Source organism: Corynebacterium suranareeae, assembly GCF_002355155.1.
Classification (GTDB): domain Bacteria; phylum Actinomycetota; class Actinomycetes; order Mycobacteriales; family Mycobacteriaceae; genus Corynebacterium; species Corynebacterium suranareeae.
This window is the reverse complement of record NZ_AP017369.1, coordinates 1,550,953-1,568,565: the sequence shown is the minus strand read 5'-3', so window position 1 is coordinate 1,568,565 and position 17,613 is coordinate 1,550,953. Positions and strand designations below refer to the sequence as shown.

Here is a 17,613-nt window from a genome sequence, read left to right as displayed (position 1 = left end):
TTTTTATTCATTGTCGGAAGAATGCCAATCATGTCGAAACGTACGATCAATCAAGCATAATTCTGCTGAGCTAGACCATTCAGAGTCTCCTAGAGAAAGTTTCTGATTGCCGGACGGGCCATATCACTGCCCGGATTCAGGTCGATTTTCAAAAACTTTCAGGCAAAGTTGCAGTGATGCCCACTCCAGCTAGAACATGCTATTCAGATGTAGAGGTTTAGCGTCGACAGGTGTCACTTTAGGTGCGCACCCAGCCATCGTCACCACGCTTCACCAACCCGCGTTCAGCGAATGCCAACAGCCAGCCTTCCATGGGCCAGACACCCCAGATGGAGTGGAAGCGCGTCGCGTTAGCCAAGATATCGTCGAGGTGTTCGATTGGTGGAGAGGATACTGGGTGCCACTGATGATAGGCGTGGGCTCCGCCCACCCAGCGCAATTTTTTACCCTGCGCCCGGAGGTGGAACGCGAAATCAGTATCTTCGCCTCCGTATCCAACGTAACCCTCATCAAAGCCTCCGCTATCCTGCCATGCGGAAGCGGTCATCGCGAAGGAAAGCGACCAAAATAACTTCCACTCGTCTTCTGTCCCTAACCTACTCTGCCCTGCGGGCAGGTTCGGACGCGCTGGGTGGGGGTTAGTCAACTCCAGCAAAGTGTCTAATTGATATCCCCGATCGTCAGGTTCCTGAAGGTAGGTGACCGGACCACAGAGTACTTCATCAGGCCAGTTACGCGCAGCCTCGACGTAGAAAGGTATTAAGAAGGGCCCCGGAATACAATCAGCATCAAGGAAAATCAGTAGCTCGACCCCGTCTTCCATAGCCCTAGCAGCCACTTCGTTGCGGGCACGCGCCAGGTTCATATCTGTGGCAATATAGCCGCGGTAGTGTGGAGTACCTTGCGCCCATTTCTTCAATCCTTCCAGCTGCATGTCCACATGCTCTTGTCGTGAATCATCAGCTATGGTCACTACCGCATACTTCATATTCTGGTTAATTTCCTTCCACGTTGGCCACATTTTCAATCACCGCTGCAGCTCTTTCAGCTGCACCTTCGGCTTGCCAGAGGCGCCAGTTCGCTGCTCTATTCCTCGCGTGTTCAAACAACACCTCCCATTCTCCCGGTTCCGGGAATCTGGTGGGAACTACTGCAATCCGGGCTTGAGCCAGCGTGTTTGCGGTGGCGCTCTGCTCACCGAAAGGACGGTCCTGCGGGAGGATAATTGCAGGAGTTCTAGTAATGGCAAGGTCAGCTACGGAGTTCTGTCCGGCCGCTGCGATCGCTACCGAAGCACTCAAAAGCAGTGGAATAGGGTTATCCACAAACCTATCTCCGCCAAGCACCGTGGCCTCCGGCCAGGTATGACTATCAAAGTCATCACCGCCTGCACCACGAAGGATTATCACACCGGACCGCTGGCATGACTTCGTCGGAGGTTCGAAGCGAGAGATACCACCAACCATGTGGAGCTTATTCACGTGGGCGATCAGGTGAGTGGGTACGGGAACCCAGTCCGGCCATGCAGCGATTATGGCGCTTGCCTGGTGGTAGCTCAATTGATGGGGTTGATCATGGCGAAAGCCTGGCATGGCGATCGTAATTACGGGAATGCCCATGAGACGTACGAAGCTAGCGATCTCGACGGAACAATCTACATAGAATGCGCGGGGGCGATGCTTGGTGATCCAGGCGGCAATAAGCGCCAAACGCTGCGTGTGTCCTGGTACTCCTAAAGGCGACCAATGGAGAGTTCCCCCAGCCGTCAGATCCCGGGGGGTGGGATTATCCGGGTCAGTGTCCAAGGGCAACTGAATATCCGCGCCCGGTGCGGAGGAAAAGATCACAGTTTCCTCATTCAGATGTCTAGAAATTGAGCGGACGCGGTGCAGGTGCCCGCTACCGCTGTGGTGTGCATACATGCCAATCATCGCTGGACCTCCTCATGGGCAAAAGCGGCGGTACGGGACACAATTCCGGTAGTGACTGGAGCTTTTCTCGGGTCCGATCTCTCTGTTGTCACCTTTCTATACACCGCGAGGTAGCGATCGAGGAAAGCAGCTATCCCATAATTTTCACGGGCATAATGGGCAACCCTTGTGCGGTCGACGAACCTCGAATCACGAATGGCCTGAGCGAGCGCTTCGACGTTACCAGCCTGTACCGACGGGCATGGTGAGGCATCTAGTACGTCAGCCATCCCGCCACGCGCAAATGCCGCCACTGGGGTGCCACAAGACATCGCCTCGATGGAGACCAACCCGAAGGGTTCTTCCCACTCCGGGGTGATCACCGCGACGCGAGAATGACCAACCCGCTCCGCCAGTAGGGTGTGATTGAGTGTTCCGATCCACTCCACATCGTTGCCCAGACGCGGTAGGATCTCGCTTGCCCAATAGGTCGGGCTAGAACGTCTGCCCACAATCGTTAGTGGTATTCCAGCCTTGCGACAGGCGTCTATAGCCAAGTGCGGTGCCTTCTCCGGCACAATACGTCCAAACCAAATAGCACTCTGACCTCCAGGCCCCTCTCGCCAGACAGAACTATCCACCGCGTTAGGAATGACCTGAATTCCAGGCAGAGCCCAGCTGGCGGCGGTAGAGTTGCTAACTGCGGTAAAAACGCTCCTCGATTCCGGCGCCACCGCTGCCATACGATCTACCGGTGGGCAGTGCAAGGTAGTAACCAGGGGTAGGGTCTGTGATAACAATAATTCCGGGTGCAAACTATTGTTATGCACCACGTCGTAGTTGCTTGCCTCAAGGTGCGCCCGCAGACGCGCGAACGCCCGATCCTCCTGTTCCGAATGCCCAGGCGGATAGGCGTGATCGTTTTCCTCGGCGGTAGTGAACCGCCAATCTGGTCTGGGGAACTCGAAATCACGGACATGTCCCTCCGACCCAGCCGGGGCGTACAAGTCCACCTCATGCCCTCGATTGCGCAGACTATTGGCTAGCATGCCGCAGTATGCCTCTAGGCCACCGGCATAGGGTTCAATAATGGGGTGTCGCCCCGGTGCAACAACAGCAATTTTCATAGCTTACCCGCTACAGTGAGATAAACGTGACGATGTTGGTCACTGACATCTGGCACCGGGTGTGGACGCGCGGGGTAGCAGCTTTCTAGCATTGCCACAGCGCGAGCTGCATCTTTGCCGTCACCGGTGCGGTAGGTAGCCACACCGTCATCTCCCGGCATCTGAGATGCATAGCAACCACAATCCGGGACGGCCACGCTGACGCCGAGATCGCGGCACATACGCAACCAGCCAGAATGGGTTCCACATTTATATGGCAATACGACCACTCGGTGTCGAGCGATCGTGCTGTGCAATGTTTGATCGTCCATGGGCATGTGCACGTGATCGGCCATACTGGTTAGTTCCGATGGCCCATTCTCATGGATGTAGATCTCCGCCCCTAGATCGCGATAAAACCCCGGATCGGTGATGACATTGGCCCGCACCGATTTAAGGAACACCCCGGAGCGGTTAGTAGTTGGGTGTGGCTGACCTTTGGTGATCGCGGGGTGTGGCGTCACCTCTACAGCGCTGCCATAACGCCTGTAGACGACCTCCGCTGCCTGCTGCGAAAGCGTGAATACATGAGTAGCAGCCCGAGCAAGAATGCGCAGTTGTTCGTGGTAATTGCTCTGGTCAGTCAGGTGGGGATTATCCAAATCATGAATCGTAAGCACCAACGGAATACCATTGCGATCGAGCACTTCAGTGAACTGCCTGGTCTGTTCCAAGGTAAGATGTTCAAACCCGAAATGAACATGAACCACATCCACCTTCTGTGAGTTGATCCACCATTCAGGTGTAAACGCAGGGTGGGGCCACCACTGCTCTGGGTTATCAGGGGTCACCACTGGATCTGGCAACACTGTGATTTCTTCCCATCCCCCCACGGGTTGCAACGCTCGCGGGTATGGATGGCCTGCCGGGATGGACAGCACTTTGATTGACACAGCACCACCTTTCTAGATATGGGCGAATCGTCTTGTATAACCTGTAATATTATATTTAATGAATACGCAGGCATTTGGTAATGAGCTTTTGGAACCTTCTACTGTGGCTCGCCGTCGCCATTACGCAGACTTCTACCGACTTCGTGCTCCGATCCAAATCAGTGAAAATCCCACTATAGCTGTAGTTGGTAACTGCCAGGCGGAATCCTTGCGCATACTCCTTGATTCCACCGGAGCTGTGAATTCTTTCCGTATCCCCGCCATCCATGAATGGACCAACGAAGATATCGATCTTATTAGGGTGGTGTTGCAGACCACCGATATTCTGATCATGCAGCCGGTGCACGATAATTATCGGGGGTTGCCCTGTGGCACCGACCAGTTGGCCCGTTTTCTGCCAGATAGTGGCAGTGTGGTTAGGTTCCCAGTATTGCGTTTTGATGGCCTCATGCCCTATCAGGCTATCATCCGCTCCCCAAACGATTCGTCTCTCAATCCGCCGGTTGTGCCTTACCACGATCTGCGGACTCTAGTAGCTGCATCACGAGGAATCGACGCCCCAGCTGTGTCTTCCATAGAGGAGGAAAGTCTGCGTGAACTGGCCAAGATGAGCATCGCGGAGCTGCGGAAGCGTGAAAAGGCTCATGGCACGGTGAGGGTATCGGACTTCATCGAAACCTGGCCTATATGGCATACCATTAACCATCCTGACAACAGCACCTTGGAATTTCTCGCATATCAGGTACTGTCAGCCATCGGTGTATCTGGTGAGGTGCAAGATCCTGGCCGTGAATTACTGGGCGGCTTGAATGCGCCGATAGATGCCAGTGCTGCCCTCGCCTTAGGTATAACGGTGATGGGACGTGAGACGTGGCATCCTCTCCCCTCCGAAGATATCCATCAAGCGCAGCTTGCGTTCTACCGTGAGCACCCAGAGGTATTGAAGGCAGGGATGAAACGTCATGCGCAGCGACTGAGATTGCTAGGTTTGATCTAGAAATGTGGTCCGATGAACGGAATCGATGAACCACAACGATGACCATCTATGGCAATTACACCCCGCAGCCTCAGTAGGTTTTGATAAAGTCGCAGATCATTGCCCGATGCAATGCTTGGCTAAAGAAGGAGCGCTACGGATGAATATCACCCACCTGTTAGTAGGTCCCGCAGAACACGGTGTAACCGAATACGCGCGACTACTAGCAGCTCACAGTGGCGGCCTCCAAGCTGGCCTTGAGGACACCCTTCCCCCGGGCCCGATCCATGTTACGTTTACCGACCACCTTTTCGGGCCCGATCCGGAGTCCGCAGTGGATGCCGTTTTGGCAGCTGTAGAAGGTCATCCGTTTAGTGTTTCCTTCCATGACGTACCTCAACCCGAGGAAGGACTGGAGCGTTTCGAACGCCGCAGTAATGCTTACCAGCGCCTGGCCCGAATGGCTGACCTCTCGGTGACTAACTCATTCCACGAGGCTTCCTTCTTCGACAGCGATATACATGTCATTGCTCTACCCCTTCCTGAGGCACCCGACCCCGCCAGCACCCCGGAGCCTGGTACTGTCGGCGTCCTCGGTTTTATCTATCCAGGCAAAGGCCATGAGACCATTGTCACAGCGGCGCGGCAGGTGGACGGACTTTCTGTTCGCGCACTGGGCACGTACTCCTTAGGCCATGAGAACATGGAGTTGCCCGGGGTGGAAGTTACCGGTTACCTTTCCGATGCTGACTTGTGGGCGGAGATGGACCGCATTGCCATCCCCGTATGCGCCCACCGACACTTCTCTGCATCAGGATCTTTAATGCGCTGGCTCGCTGCCGGGAGACGTGTGTTGGTAGCCGATAGCGATTATGCCCGTGAGGTTGCAGATAATCATCCCGAGCAAGTGGTGGTGGTTAACGATTGGCCTTCTGCGCTCGCCGAAGCAGCCAAAGACCCAGAATTTACCCAGCGCGTTAACACACTCCCTACCTGGGGGTGGCAGGAGGTTTCCACCTCCTGGCAGGATCTATGGATCACACATTTCGGACCATGGCTGCGTGGCAACATACCACCGAGCCCAGTTGATGATCCGGCAGCAGTCAGCGTCGTAATTCCCTATTACAACGACTTCGACTCCTTAAAAAAAGTCATCGCAGGGATCGAGAAAAACAACCATGAAGGCAACGTGGAGATTATTATCGCCGACGACGGATCCGACGTTTCGCCTGAGGTTACCTCGACGTTGCCCATAACGGTAGTTCGCCAGGAAGACCAGGGGTTTCGTGCAGCAGCCGCACGCAACTTAGGTGCCCGGGCAGCCTCTCACGAGGTGCTAGTTTTCCTCGACGGCGATACGGTCCCCCGCCCTGGGTATTTAAGTGCGATGAGCAGATGGATCACAGCTGATCCCCGCAGTGTGGTGGTGGGTACCCGTCTTCAGGACGGAGTAGAACCGCAGTGGCTCCGTGACGCCTGGGAATATACCCGCCACCTGCGCCTATCTGATGATACCTCCTGGCGCTTCATTATTTCCTCAGTGCTAGGTACCTCGAAGCAGTTGTTTTCTCAGGTCGACGGCTTCGACGAAACAATGATTGGTTATGGTGGAGAAGACTGGGAATTCGGATGGAGACTGTGGAACACCGGTGCTATCTTCATTCACGATCCCGAAGCCGTCGCCGATCACCTTGAGCCGGAGTGGGATGTCCGAGTCCAGCCTGAGATGGACAAGCTCGCCCAGAAAAATGCTGAGTCTATCGCCCTGGCTTCTCGCATAACTCACCCGATAGCGCGCCCTGCCGGTGTTTTTTTCGAGCAACAAGACATTGTTGTTTCCCTTCCAGGGAATACTCCCGAACCAGTGGTGGCAGCATGGCTCCAAGCAGGTGACGTTCGTGTGGTGAGTCCCATGTCCGAGCTATTCCAAGCCGATCCACGCGTGGGTTTTGCAACAGGGAGAATCAGCATCGAACTGAGCCAACCCCTCTGCCCTCCCACGGATCTCGCAGAATGCCTCCTGCGTGTGGAGCAGCTCGGTGGCCACGGAGTTTTGCGCTACAAAAACCGGAATGTAGGGCAAATCCGATATAAGCGGATTACTTGCCAAACCCCCGCAATTATCCACACCCAGATGCATCCGTGGCAGGGATCATTACGATTAGAAAGATGGTTTGCCAGCTGGTGATCCCCTTTGCGATTACCATCAAGGCCATTTTCAACCGGATATGGCTTTGGGAGGATTGGAGTTGTAAGAGAAGATTTCTCATCGCTTTGGTTGTAGCGTCTAAATGTCATATCTGATAGGGAGACTAGTCGTAGGGCTTTTACTTGGTGCTCGCTTCCACGTCTCGGGTAAGAACCGAAATGTAATAGTTCACCGTCTACGCTTATGGAGCAAAATACCTTGGCTAGCCGGTTACATTCGGAAAAATCCATCTGCCGTTTCTCGCCGAACATGAGCTATCGAACCCTTAAACGCCAAAGTGGAGACATCACAGACCCAATTCGGGCAAACGGATCATCTTGATGAAAATATTCCCCCGATTTCTGCCCCTGTTGCCAACGTAGCCTTGCACGTAATAGGTTATGTAAACGATTACATAGAGGTAGGCAATAAGATAAAGAGGCATCGTGGCGACGGAAAATTTCCGACCGACTCTGAAAGATGTCGCTCGTCAAGCAGGTGTCTCCATCGCCACAGCATCACGAGCACTGGCGGATAATCCGGCGGTTGCGACATCGACTCGTGAAAGAATCCAGCAGTTAGCCTCTGATCTGGGCTACCGGGCAAATGCTCAAGCTCGTGCGCTTCGCAGTTCCCGCAGCAACACCATTGGTGTGATTGTTCCCAGTTTGATTAACCACGACTTCGCTGCCATGGTTACCGAGATTCAACGCACTGCTAGCAATGCCGGACTTGCCACGATTATCACCAACAGTAATGAAGATGCCACTACCATGTCTGGATCTTTGGAATTTCTCACCTCGCATGGTGTTGATGGAATCGTCTGCGTGCCCAACGAAGAATGCGCGGATCAACTAGAAGACTTGCAGAAGCAAGGAATGCCCGTAGTGTTGGTTGACGGAGAGCTCCCGGCAGGCTCCACTATCCCATCGGTGACGTCCAATCCCCAACCAGGAATCGACGCAGCCGTAGAACTCCTAGCTCACAACAACGCTGCGCCGATCGGCTATCTCTCTGGCCCCATGGATACTTCGACAGGTCGCGAACGATTAGAAAGTTTCAAAGCAGCCTGTGCCAACTGCAAAATCGGCGAGCAGCTCATTTTTCTGGGTGGGTACGAGCAAAGCGTTAGATTTGACGGTGCTACGAAATTGCTCAACCAGGGAGCTAAAACTCTTTTTGCGGGTGATTCCATGATGACGATCGGTGTCATTGAAGCCTGCCATAACGCTGGTTTGGTTATCGGAAAGGATCTCAGCGTGATTGGTTTTGATACCCATCCGCTCTTTACCCTCCAACCTCGACCGTTGACAGTGATTGATCAAAATGTGGAACAACTAGCCCAGCGAGCAGTGTCTATCCTGACCGAATTAATAGCAGGTACGGTGCCCAGCATCACGACAACCACGATCCCCACTGCCCTCATTCATCGTGAATCAATCATCAATTCCACTTTAAGGAAGAAGGATGAACTCTCTAATGAGTAACTCAACCGGTACCGACATTGTCATAATAGGATCCATCAATGCCGATCTCACCGCTAAAGTTCAACGCCACCCTGATCCCAGAGAAACCCTCCTGGGCAGGGGCGGTGTAGTTAGCGCTGGTGGCAAAGGTGCAAACCAAGCAGTCGCGGCAGCGCAACTAATGCCAAAGCCACCATGATCGGTGCGGTTGGAACTGATCAAATGCTTGGCGAGGCACTGAGCCACATGCGTGAACCAGGAGCAGATATGTCCGCGATTGCCACTGTGGAAAATCCCCCTGGTCTTGCCATCATTACGGTGTCTGACGATGTGTGAAAACATCATCGTCATCCCTGTTGCTAACGCTTGGGTCAACGCAGAGCTTGTTGACAAACACGCCGAGCTCATTGAGAACGCCGGCATTGTGTTGCTTCAGGGTGAGATCCCTGCCGATGGTTTCGAGCGTGCCGTTGATCTGTCGCAAGCAGGTGTCGTGATCAATCTGGCTCCAGTTGTGTCCGTGGGACATTCTCAGCTGCGTCGTGCTGTTCCATTGTTGGTCAACGAACATGAAGGTGCTCTGGTACTGGACAGCCTCGAAACACCAGCGACAACTTCGGATCCTCCAAGGTTTGGTCACGGAATTGCTGGAGCATGGTTTTGCTTCCGTGGTGATGACGGTTGGTGCCGAAGGTGCACTGGTTGTCATGCCGGGTAAACTCACGGCAATCCCCACCTGAAAAATCGAAGCAGTCGACACAACCTGAAGTGGAGACGCGTTTGCGGGGGCTCTCGTCGCAAAGCTCTCTGAAGGCGCTGTCTTCATAGAAGCCGCGACCTTTTCTGCGCGAGTTGGCGCTTATGCCGCCACCAAGCCGGGCGCTCAAGCTTCCTACCCCACCCTAACCACTGAACTCCCCTTAAACACTCACTGAAAAGAGAGCTCTAATGTCCCTTCCTGTTCAGCCGAGTAAAACCTCGGCCACCACAGTTGTACCATTGATGATCGCCCTGCTGGTCGCGGTATTCGCCTTCCAGCTCAACGCATCTATGCTGGCACCTGCACTGGCGACAATGGAAATTGAACTTAATGCAACGGTCGCCCAAATCGGCATGACGCAGACTGCTTTCTTCACAGCCGCCGCACTGTTTTCCCTATTCCTGCCGCGTTGGGGTGATCTGATTGGTCGTCGCAAAGTGCTGGTCGGCATGATGATTGTTACCGGTATTGGATGTGTTGTCGCTGCCTTTGCTCCCAATGTGACCATCCTCTTCCTGGGTCGTCTGATTCAAGGTGTTGCTGGCCCCACCGTGCCACTATGTCTGATCATTCTGCGCCAACAAGTAACCAACGAAAAGCAATATGCACTGCTCCTCGGAATTGTTACCTCAGTAAACGGTGGTATCGGCGGAGTAGATGCCATTGCTGGTGGTTGGTTGGCTGAAACTCTTGGATTCCGTTCTATTTTCTGGGTGATGGCTGCGTTCTGTGCTGTTGCCGCCCTTGTGCTTCCCTTCAGTGTGAAGGAATCCACTGCTGAAGAAACCCCGAAGATGGACTGGGTTGGTGTGCTGCCACTGGCCATCTCTATCGGATCCCTGCTCATGGCTTTCAATGAAGCCGGAAAGCTGGGTGAAGCAAATTGGATCCTGGTGGTTGTGCTGTTCATCATCGGCGTTGCCGGAGTCATCTTCTTCTACAACATTGAAAAACGCGTTAAAAATCCGCTGGTCAGCGTCGAATACCTTGGTCAACGACGTACTTGGGCGCTCCTGCTGAGCACTCTGCTCACCATGACTGGTGTCTTCGCGGTGATGAATGGCCTGTTGCCCAACCTTGCGCAGGACGCTGCCAACGGTGCCGGTATGTCAGCGAGTGTGGTGTCTTGGTGGACGTTAACCCCATATGCGCTGGCAGGCTTGGTATTCGGTCCAATCGCAGGAATTCTCGCCGGTAAATTGGGATACAAGATCGTCCTGCAAATTGGTATCGCTACCACCATCATCGGCGTTGCCGGAGCCACCTTCCTGGTCGGAAGTACATCTCACCTCGCATACCTCGGCATCTCCATCTTTGTGGGTATCACTTACGCGGGTATTGCCAACATCATGCTCAACGGCCTCGGCATCGTGCTTTCTCCTGCCAACAACCAAGGCTATCTGCCTGGCATGAACGCAGGTGCATTCAACCTAGGTGCAGGAATTTCCTTCGCCATCCTCTTCGCAGTTTCCACGGCATTCAGTGACAACGGCGGCGGATATACCGCAGGCATGTGGGCCGGAGTGATCATCTTGGTCCTGGCTTTCTTGTGCTCTTTGCTCATCCCACGCCCCGAATCGATCACCGATACAGTGGCAGCCAAAGCCCAAGCTGAAGAAGCCGCGCAAGCAGCCAACTAGACCCATCGATTTAACTTAAGGAGTTTTTCTATGACTACCAAGATCATCCTCGACTGCGACCCTGGCCACGATGATGCTGTAGCCATGCTGCTGGCAGCCGGCAGCCCAGAAATTGAACTGCTGGGCATCACCACTGTCGGCGGCAACCAAACCTTGGATAAAGTAACCCACAATGCGCAGGTCGTGGCCACCATCGCTGATATCAATGCACCAATCTACCGTGGGGTTACCCGCCCATTGGTGCGTCCGGTTGAAGTTGCTGAAGACATCCACGGTGATACCGGCATGGAAATCCATAACTATAAACTGCCTGAACCAACTAAGCAGGTAGAAGGCACCCATGCGGTAGATTTCATCATCGATACCATCATGAACAACGAGCCCGGCACAATAGCGCTGGTCCCCACCGGACCACTGACCAACATCGCACTGGCAGTCCGAAAAGAACCAGCCATCGCCGAACGTGTCAAAGAAGTAGTTCTCATGGGTGGCGGCTACCACATCGGTAACTGGACTGCTGTTGCTGAATTCAACATCAAAATCGACCCAGAAGCAGCCCACATCGTCTTCAACGAAAAGTGGCCTCTAACCATGGTCGGCCTCGACCTCACCCACCAGGCGCTTGCAACACCTGAGATCGAAGCCAAGCTCAACGAGCTAGGTACCGACGTCGCCGACTTCGTCGTCGCGCTTTTCGACGCCTTCCGCAAGAACTACCAAGACGCTCAAGGCTTTGAGAACCCACCCGTGCATGACCCTTGTGCTGTTGCTTACCTCGTTGACCCCACGGTGTTCACCACCCGCAAGGCGCCCCTTGATGTAGAACTGTACGGAGCACTTACCACCGGAATGACCGTGGCAGATTTCCGTGCACCAGCTCCAGCAGACTGCACCACCCAAGTAGCTGTGGACCTTGACTTTGATAAATTCTGGAACATGGTCATCGATGCGGTAAAACGCATCGGCTAAAACCAGGCGCACTTGCACCCGGTCGGTGTGGGTGCGCCCGCCTTTTGTGGAAGTCAGTGGCACGGGGCGTCGAAAAGCAAAAAGCCTTGCGCGCTGACCTGGCTCAGCTATGGTCGAGGGCATAAGCTGCCTACTCGCCCAGTTGAAATGAGGCAATCGATGCGTATTTCTCTAACCAAGGCCTCTGTCTTGCGCATTATTACCGCAATTGGGGCGCTGGCGCTCATTGTCGTTATTGTGTGGATTGATATATCGACAAGTTTTTGGCAAGAAATCGTGATTCTTTCCGGTCTCGCTGCAGGTCTTGTGTCATTTTTGCTGACGACGGTTTTTGTTGATCGGTTTCACCAGCGAAGTGTTGAGAAACGCTGGGCACCAGTCACCCACATGGCTCTGACTTCACTGTTGCATCAACTGGCGGATGAAACTCATAGTGACTTAAGCCGTGGTGTTATCGCGCCGCGAGCTTTTGCTATTCCGACGTCCGCAGATGCACATGTCATTGGCCAAGACTTAGAAAAACTCCGGCATGCGGTACTCAAAGAGCAAAATCACCTCACAAATGTTTTGGAAACGTGGTCGGAATTTCTCACCTCCACCGGCGATAACACCGATATTTTGCGTTCTGCCGCTGAGCTTGGGTTGCAACTCGAACAACTGCGAGACAAAGCGCTCGAAGTGGAACAGCGGATCACGTCCACTGATTCTGCTTCGATGAATCTGGCGGACTTGGCTCATGAAATTAAAAGCTGCAATGACAACCACGCATCTCTTATCAGCGCGATTCAGGAAAGGCTGCGAACGCACACTGCTAAGTTGCGGAGTCGTTAAGTGGCTGCAGGTGGCTGCGGGTAGCTGCGGGTAGCTGCGGGTAGCTGCAAGAACCGGAAAAACCCTCAGAGCTGCCATGATGGCAACAGTCCGAGGGTTGTGGATTTGAAAGAGTTTTCAGGGTTAATTCACACGACTTAGGATCTCAGAAATCAATTTGGTTGCTTCAGCGCGCAGATCCTCAAGCGTTCCGTTGTTGTCTATAACGATGTCAGCGGCTTTCAATCGGACGTCATCGGGAACCTGAGAAGCAATACGCCGCCTCACATCGTCTTCTGTGAGTCCACGTTTTTCTACCAATCGGCGAACCCGTTCTTCGACGTCGACATCAACAACTACGACGAGGTCCATTTTGCGGTCAAGGCCTTTTTCGATAAGCAACGGCATATCGTAAACCGCTACTTTGGCACCTTGGGCTTCGGCTTCGTTGAATCGGCGGGCAGACTCTTCAGAGATTCGGGGATGGGTAATGGCATTGAGCAGAGCTGTTTGCTCTTCGTTAATAAATGCTCTGGCTGCTAAACCCGCTCGGTCTAAAGTTCCATCTGGCTTTAAGATGTCTTCACCAAAAGCTTCAGCTAGCTCTGCTAATGCCGGTTGTCCGGGTGCAACGATATCGCGGGCAACTTGGTCCGCGTCGACGACTAAAAATCCTTCAGATGACAAAAGATCGGCAACGGTAGACTTACCGCTGCCGATCCCTCCTGTTAATCCAATGCGCAACATGGATTCCAGATTACTCGTTCTTGCCGTTGACCTTGATCACAGTCATGGAAGAATCTACCTGATCTGCAGGAACTCCCTCAATTTCGCCGAATTTAGCGGCGTTGGACACCACAACTGGAGTGATTAGAGGTAGATCCTTGGAGCGAATGAAGTCAGGATCAAAGGTGATCAGCGGATCCCCAGCCTTGACTTGCTGCTTGCGTTCAACGTGGACGGTGAACCCTTCACCACCAAGCTGGACGGTATCAAGACCAACGTGGATTAGAATTTCCACTCCGCTATCCAAACGCAATGCCACAGCGTGGCCTGATTTTTGAACCAGGATTACCGTTGCATCAGCTGGTGCCACAACAGTGTTTCCGGTTGGTTCAATCGCAATACCTGGACCCAGTTTGCCAGCAGCAAAGATCGGATCTGGCACTTCAGATAGTGGAACTGCTTTGCCTTCAAGTGGTGAAACGATTTCAACTACTTCACCTGGAGCTAACTTTGGCTTGGTGGCTACAGCGGTTGCACCTGCTGCGGCGGTTGCAGCGGTTGCGGTAGCTGCGGTAGCTGCGGCTGGGGTGGTTGCTGTGGTTGCGTTTGCTTCATCCTGATTATCGGCCGCTGCCTGCTTGTCAGCAGCAACCTTTGCACGAGCTTCATCGCGCTCTTCATTAGAACGGTAATCAAGTGCAAGAACCAAGAACATGGAGACAAAGAATGCAACGGCAATACCGATGGTGTAGCCCAACCATGGGTCCATCGCTGGAATGGTGAGCAAAGAGGTAAACACGAATGCATACGCCTTGATATCGAAGATACCCATCACGATACCGCCGGCCAAACAACCTGGCAGGAGGCGGAAATAGGTCTTCTTAAAGCGCAGCAAGACACCGTAGAGGGAAGGTTCTGAAATGCCACCGAGCAAACCAGCCAACATACCACCCAAAGAAACCTGACGCATAGCCTTGTTTCGTTCCCTAATGGAGAGCAAGAATACACCGGTGACTAGACCGAAGCAGGCAAAGTTCCAAGCACCCATTGGTCCCTGAATGAAGTCATAGCCCAAGGTGTTGATGTTTTGGATCATGATGGCGTTCAGTGGCCAGTGCAATCCAAGCGGAACCAAGAATGGGTACAGCAATGGAATAACGATGGAGAGAATAAATGGGCTGAAGTTGTTGATTGCTTCAAGCAGGTTGGAAATTCCATTACCCACACCGATGCCGAATGGTCCAAGCAGGAATGCGGTAGCTGGGATCATAATCAGCAGGGAGAAGAATGGTACGAACACCATTTGGACTGCTTCTGGGATGATCTTCTTCAAACCTTTTTCGACCCAGTACAAACCAATCGCTGCGATCAGCGGTGGGAAGACCTGGCCGGAGTAATCATTCAAGACCATTGGCAGGCCAAATACGGTGACAGTATCACCGGCAGAGCCCAGCGCAAGAAATTCTGGTGTCAGAAGTGCAGCGGGGATTGCAGCACCGATCCACTCATTTGCGCCCAGCTTTCTAGCTGCAGTCGCACCAACCATAATCGGCAGGAAGTAGAAGACCGAACGCCACATGGAGTGCAGGAACACATAGGTATCAGGCTGCTCATCCATTGGGGCGCGGAAATCTTGCCAACCGAATGTATCGGCCAAAACAAGCAGGGTGATAATTAATGAGGCACCCAGCAAGGCCCAAAGGATCGGGCGGAAAGTATCAGATAAGAACTCAAACGCGTAGTCAATCCAGGAGTACTTGCCGCGCACTCCCCCGTATTCTTTCTTAGATGAGCTTTCTTGCGCCTCGCCATCAGCGAAGTGCTTCATGCCGTCTAGTTTGAGTAGCTCTTGGTAATAGTTGGCAACAGATCCACCCATGACCACCTGCATGCCTGTGGAACCTTGGGGGACAACGCCAAGAACGGAAGGGTCAGAATCTATTTCTTGCTGATCGACAATTGATTGATCCTTCACCTGAAAACGAAGGCGGGTCGCACAGTGAGTCATCGATGTAATGTTTTCTGGACCACCGAGATTATCCAGAATATGTTGCGATGTCGTCGTTAGTTTAGACGCCATGTCAAACCTTTCTAAACGTAGGGCCTGTCTTATCTGAGCTAATAAGCTTTGTTCAGACAAGGGGCATGCCGTTACGAAATCGGCCGAAAAAAGAACCGGGATTCGATTCCTCAGCGCCTATCGCCTAGGTGGTTAGATCTTGCCTCGTTGAGAAAACGTTTGCACAATTTGGCAAAATTTTTTACCTGGTTCCCCAGGTTCCATCACGAAAAATCGAAATGGGTCACACTTTGTGCCAACTAAGCGATAAGTCACCACTCATCCTATGCCTGAAACCAACGCAAAACAAGCCAAATCCACATAAAACAAAAAGGTATTACGTTTATCTATGTCCGAGATGTCTGAGATGTCTTCTTAATAACCAATATCACCAGAGAAACAAAACACCCCGCACCTTCCAAACCCTAAGGTATAAAACCTTAAAAGTTTAAAAAGCGCGGGGTGTTATGCGGAGCAACTCTTGTCAGGGGTTTACTGTCAACGTCAGTAAACCCCCGAAGAGGTGCAGGAACTTTTAGTTGCCTGCGAGCTTCTCGCGAAGAGCAGCGAGCTGCTCATCGGAAGCCAGGGAGCCAGCGGACTCTTCAGTTGCTTCTGCGACAGGTGCGTCTTCTGCAGAATCAGTGGAGTAGTTTCCTGCTGGTGCCTCAGCTGCGGCTTCTTCAGCCTGCTGGCGACGACGCTCGATCTGAGCGGTGTGAGCCTGGTAGCGACGCTCGGACTCTGCGTAGCGTGCTTCCCATGCCTGACGCTGCTCGTCGAAGCCTTCGAGCCATTCGTTGGTCTCTGCATCGAAGCCCTCAGGGAAGATGTAGTTACCCTGCTCGTCGTAGGAGTCAGCCATTCCGTACTTGGATGGGTCGAACTCTTCGGTGTAGTCCTCGTCAGCCTGCTTGAGGGAGAGGGAGATACGACGACGCTCGAGATCGATGTCGATGACCTTGACCATGACCTCTTCGCCAACTGCGACGACCTGGTCAGGAACCTCAACGTGGCGCTGAGCCAGCTCGGAGATGTGAACGAGGCCCTCGATGCCCTCTTCGACGCGAACGAACGCACCGAATGGGACAAGCTTGGTGACCTTGCCTGGCACGATCTGGCCCACAGCGTGGGTGCGTGCGAAGACGCGCCATGGATCTTCCTGAGTTGCCTTCAGGGAGAGGGATACGCGCTCGCGGTCGAGATCAACGTCGAGAACCTCAACGGTGACTTCGTCGCCAACGGTGACAACCTCGGATGGGTGGTCAATGTGCTTCCAAGAAAGCTCGGAAACGTGAACCAGTCCGTCGACACCGCCGAGGTCGACGAATGCGCCGAAGTTGACGATGGAAGAGACGACGCCCTTGCGGACCTGGCCCTTCTGAAGCTGGTGCAAGAACTCGGAGCGGACCTCAGACTGGGTCTGCTCGAGGAATGCGCGACGGGACAGAACAACGTTGTTGCGGTTCTTGTCCAGCTCGATGATCTTAGCTTCGAGCTCCTGGCCGATGTATGGGTCCAGGTCGCGGACGCGGCGCATCTCAACGAGGGAAGCAGGCAGGAAGCCACGCAGTCCGATGTCGATGATGAGGCCACCCTTGACGACCTCGATGACGGTACCGGTAACTGGCTCGTCCTTTTCCTTGAGCTCCTCGATGGCGCCCCAAGCACGCTCGTACTGAGCACGCTTCTTGGAAAGGATGAGACGGCCTTCTTTGTCTTCCTTGGTGAGGACAAGTGCGTCAATTTGGTCGCCGACTTCGACGACCTCGTCTGGGTCGACATCGTGCTTGATAGACAGCTCGCGGGATGGGATGACACCCTCGGTCTTGTATCCGATGTCGAGAAGTACCTCGTCACGATCGACCTTTACCACGGTACCTTCAACGATATCGCCATCGTTGAAGTACTTGATGGTTGCGTCGATTGCTGCGAGGAAGTCCTCAGCAGAGCCAATGTCGTTGATGGCTACCTGAGGTGCATTGTTGGTGGGCATATGTAAATTGCTCCGAAATGGATAGGAAATTAGATAATGGACAGGATGCTGTAT

Annotated in this window: 13 protein-coding genes and 1 pseudogene; 7 read left to right on the top strand and 7 right to left on the bottom strand. The window is 53.4% G+C overall.

Features of this window, described 5'->3' with window-relative positions; translation table 11 throughout:
* Positions 1–238: 238 nt before the first annotated feature.
* The 4 genes from N24_RS07410 to N24_RS07395 are packed head-to-tail and all read right to left on the bottom strand — an operon-like array spanning position 239 to position 3,969.
* Complete coding sequence (locus N24_RS07410) at positions 239–988, bottom strand: glycosyltransferase family 2 protein (protein ID WP_096455683.1); 750 nt, start codon at positions 986–988, stop codon at positions 239–241.
* 7 nt (positions 989–995) lie between these two features.
* Positions 996–1,931, bottom strand: a complete 936-nt coding sequence (locus tag N24_RS07405) for a glycosyltransferase (RefSeq protein ID WP_096455681.1) — start codon at positions 1,929–1,931, stop codon at positions 996–998.
* Positions 1,928–3,037, bottom strand: coding sequence for a glycosyltransferase family 4 protein (locus N24_RS07400; RefSeq protein ID WP_096455679.1), 1,110 nt, complete (start codon positions 3,035–3,037; stop codon positions 1,928–1,930). Before N24_RS07400 ends, N24_RS07405 begins: the two co-directional genes overlap by 4 nt.
* Entirely contained in the window at positions 3,034–3,969 is a 936-nt protein-coding gene (locus N24_RS07395) for a glycosyltransferase family 4 protein (protein WP_231910931.1), read from the bottom strand. Before N24_RS07395 ends, N24_RS07400 begins: the two co-directional genes overlap by 4 nt.
* Positions 3,970–4,027: 58 nt before the next feature.
* Here N24_RS07395 and N24_RS07390 point away from each other — a divergent pair, with 58 nt between their 5' ends.
* From N24_RS07390 to N24_RS07355, 7 genes and pseudogenes are all read left to right on the top strand, one after another.
* Positions 4,028–4,966 (top strand): WcbI family polysaccharide biosynthesis putative acetyltransferase, encoded by a 939-nt coding sequence (locus N24_RS07390; protein ID WP_231910929.1) that lies wholly within the window; start codon positions 4,028–4,030, stop codon positions 4,964–4,966.
* Positions 4,967–5,105: 139 nt separating this feature from the next.
* Entirely contained in the window at positions 5,106–7,133 is a 2,028-nt protein-coding gene (locus tag N24_RS07385) for a glycosyltransferase (RefSeq protein ID WP_096455677.1), read from the top strand.
* 446 nt (positions 7,134–7,579) lie between these two features.
* Complete coding sequence (uriR, locus tag N24_RS07380) at positions 7,580–8,620, top strand: transcriptional regulator UriR (RefSeq protein WP_096455675.1); 1,041 nt, start codon at positions 7,580–7,582, stop codon at positions 8,618–8,620.
* A pseudogene (gene rbsK1, locus N24_RS07375) lies at positions 8,613–9,534 on the top strand (ribokinase RbsK1). Before uriR ends, rbsK1 begins: the two are co-directional and overlap by 8 nt.
* Positions 9,535–9,547: 13 nt before the next feature.
* A complete protein-coding gene (gene uriT, locus N24_RS07370) occupies positions 9,548–10,999 on the top strand; it encodes a uridine transporter UriT (RefSeq protein ID WP_096455673.1) in 1,452 nt (483 codons plus the stop codon).
* 30 nt (positions 11,000–11,029) lie between these two features.
* Complete coding sequence (gene uriH, locus N24_RS07365) at positions 11,030–11,968, top strand: uridine-preferring nucleoside hydrolase UriH (protein WP_096455671.1); 939 nt, start codon at positions 11,030–11,032, stop codon at positions 11,966–11,968.
* Positions 11,969–12,127: 159 nt separating this feature from the next.
* Positions 12,128–12,799 carry a hypothetical protein gene (locus N24_RS07355; protein WP_231910928.1) on the top strand — a complete coding sequence of 224 codons (672 nt, stop codon included), beginning with the start codon at positions 12,128–12,130 and terminating at the stop codon, positions 12,797–12,799.
* A 123-nt stretch (positions 12,800–12,922) separates the two neighbouring features.
* On the opposite strand, the gene coaE is transcribed toward N24_RS07355, so the two are convergent.
* The 3 genes from coaE to rpsA form a co-directional block, all read right to left on the bottom strand.
* Positions 12,923–13,525 carry a dephospho-CoA kinase gene (coaE, locus tag N24_RS07350; RefSeq protein ID WP_096455667.1) on the bottom strand — a complete coding sequence of 201 codons (603 nt, stop codon included), beginning with the start codon at positions 13,523–13,525 and terminating at the stop codon, positions 12,923–12,925.
* 10 nt (positions 13,526–13,535) lie between these two features.
* Positions 13,536–15,584, bottom strand: a complete 2,049-nt coding sequence (locus tag N24_RS07345; protein ID WP_096455665.1) for a glucose PTS transporter subunit IIA — start codon at positions 15,582–15,584, stop codon at positions 13,536–13,538.
* A gap of 514 nt (positions 15,585–16,098) precedes the next feature.
* A complete protein-coding gene (gene rpsA / locus N24_RS07340) occupies positions 16,099–17,559 on the bottom strand; it encodes a 30S ribosomal protein S1 (RefSeq protein WP_096455663.1) in 1,461 nt (486 codons plus the stop codon).
* Positions 17,560–17,613 lie beyond the last annotated feature (54 nt).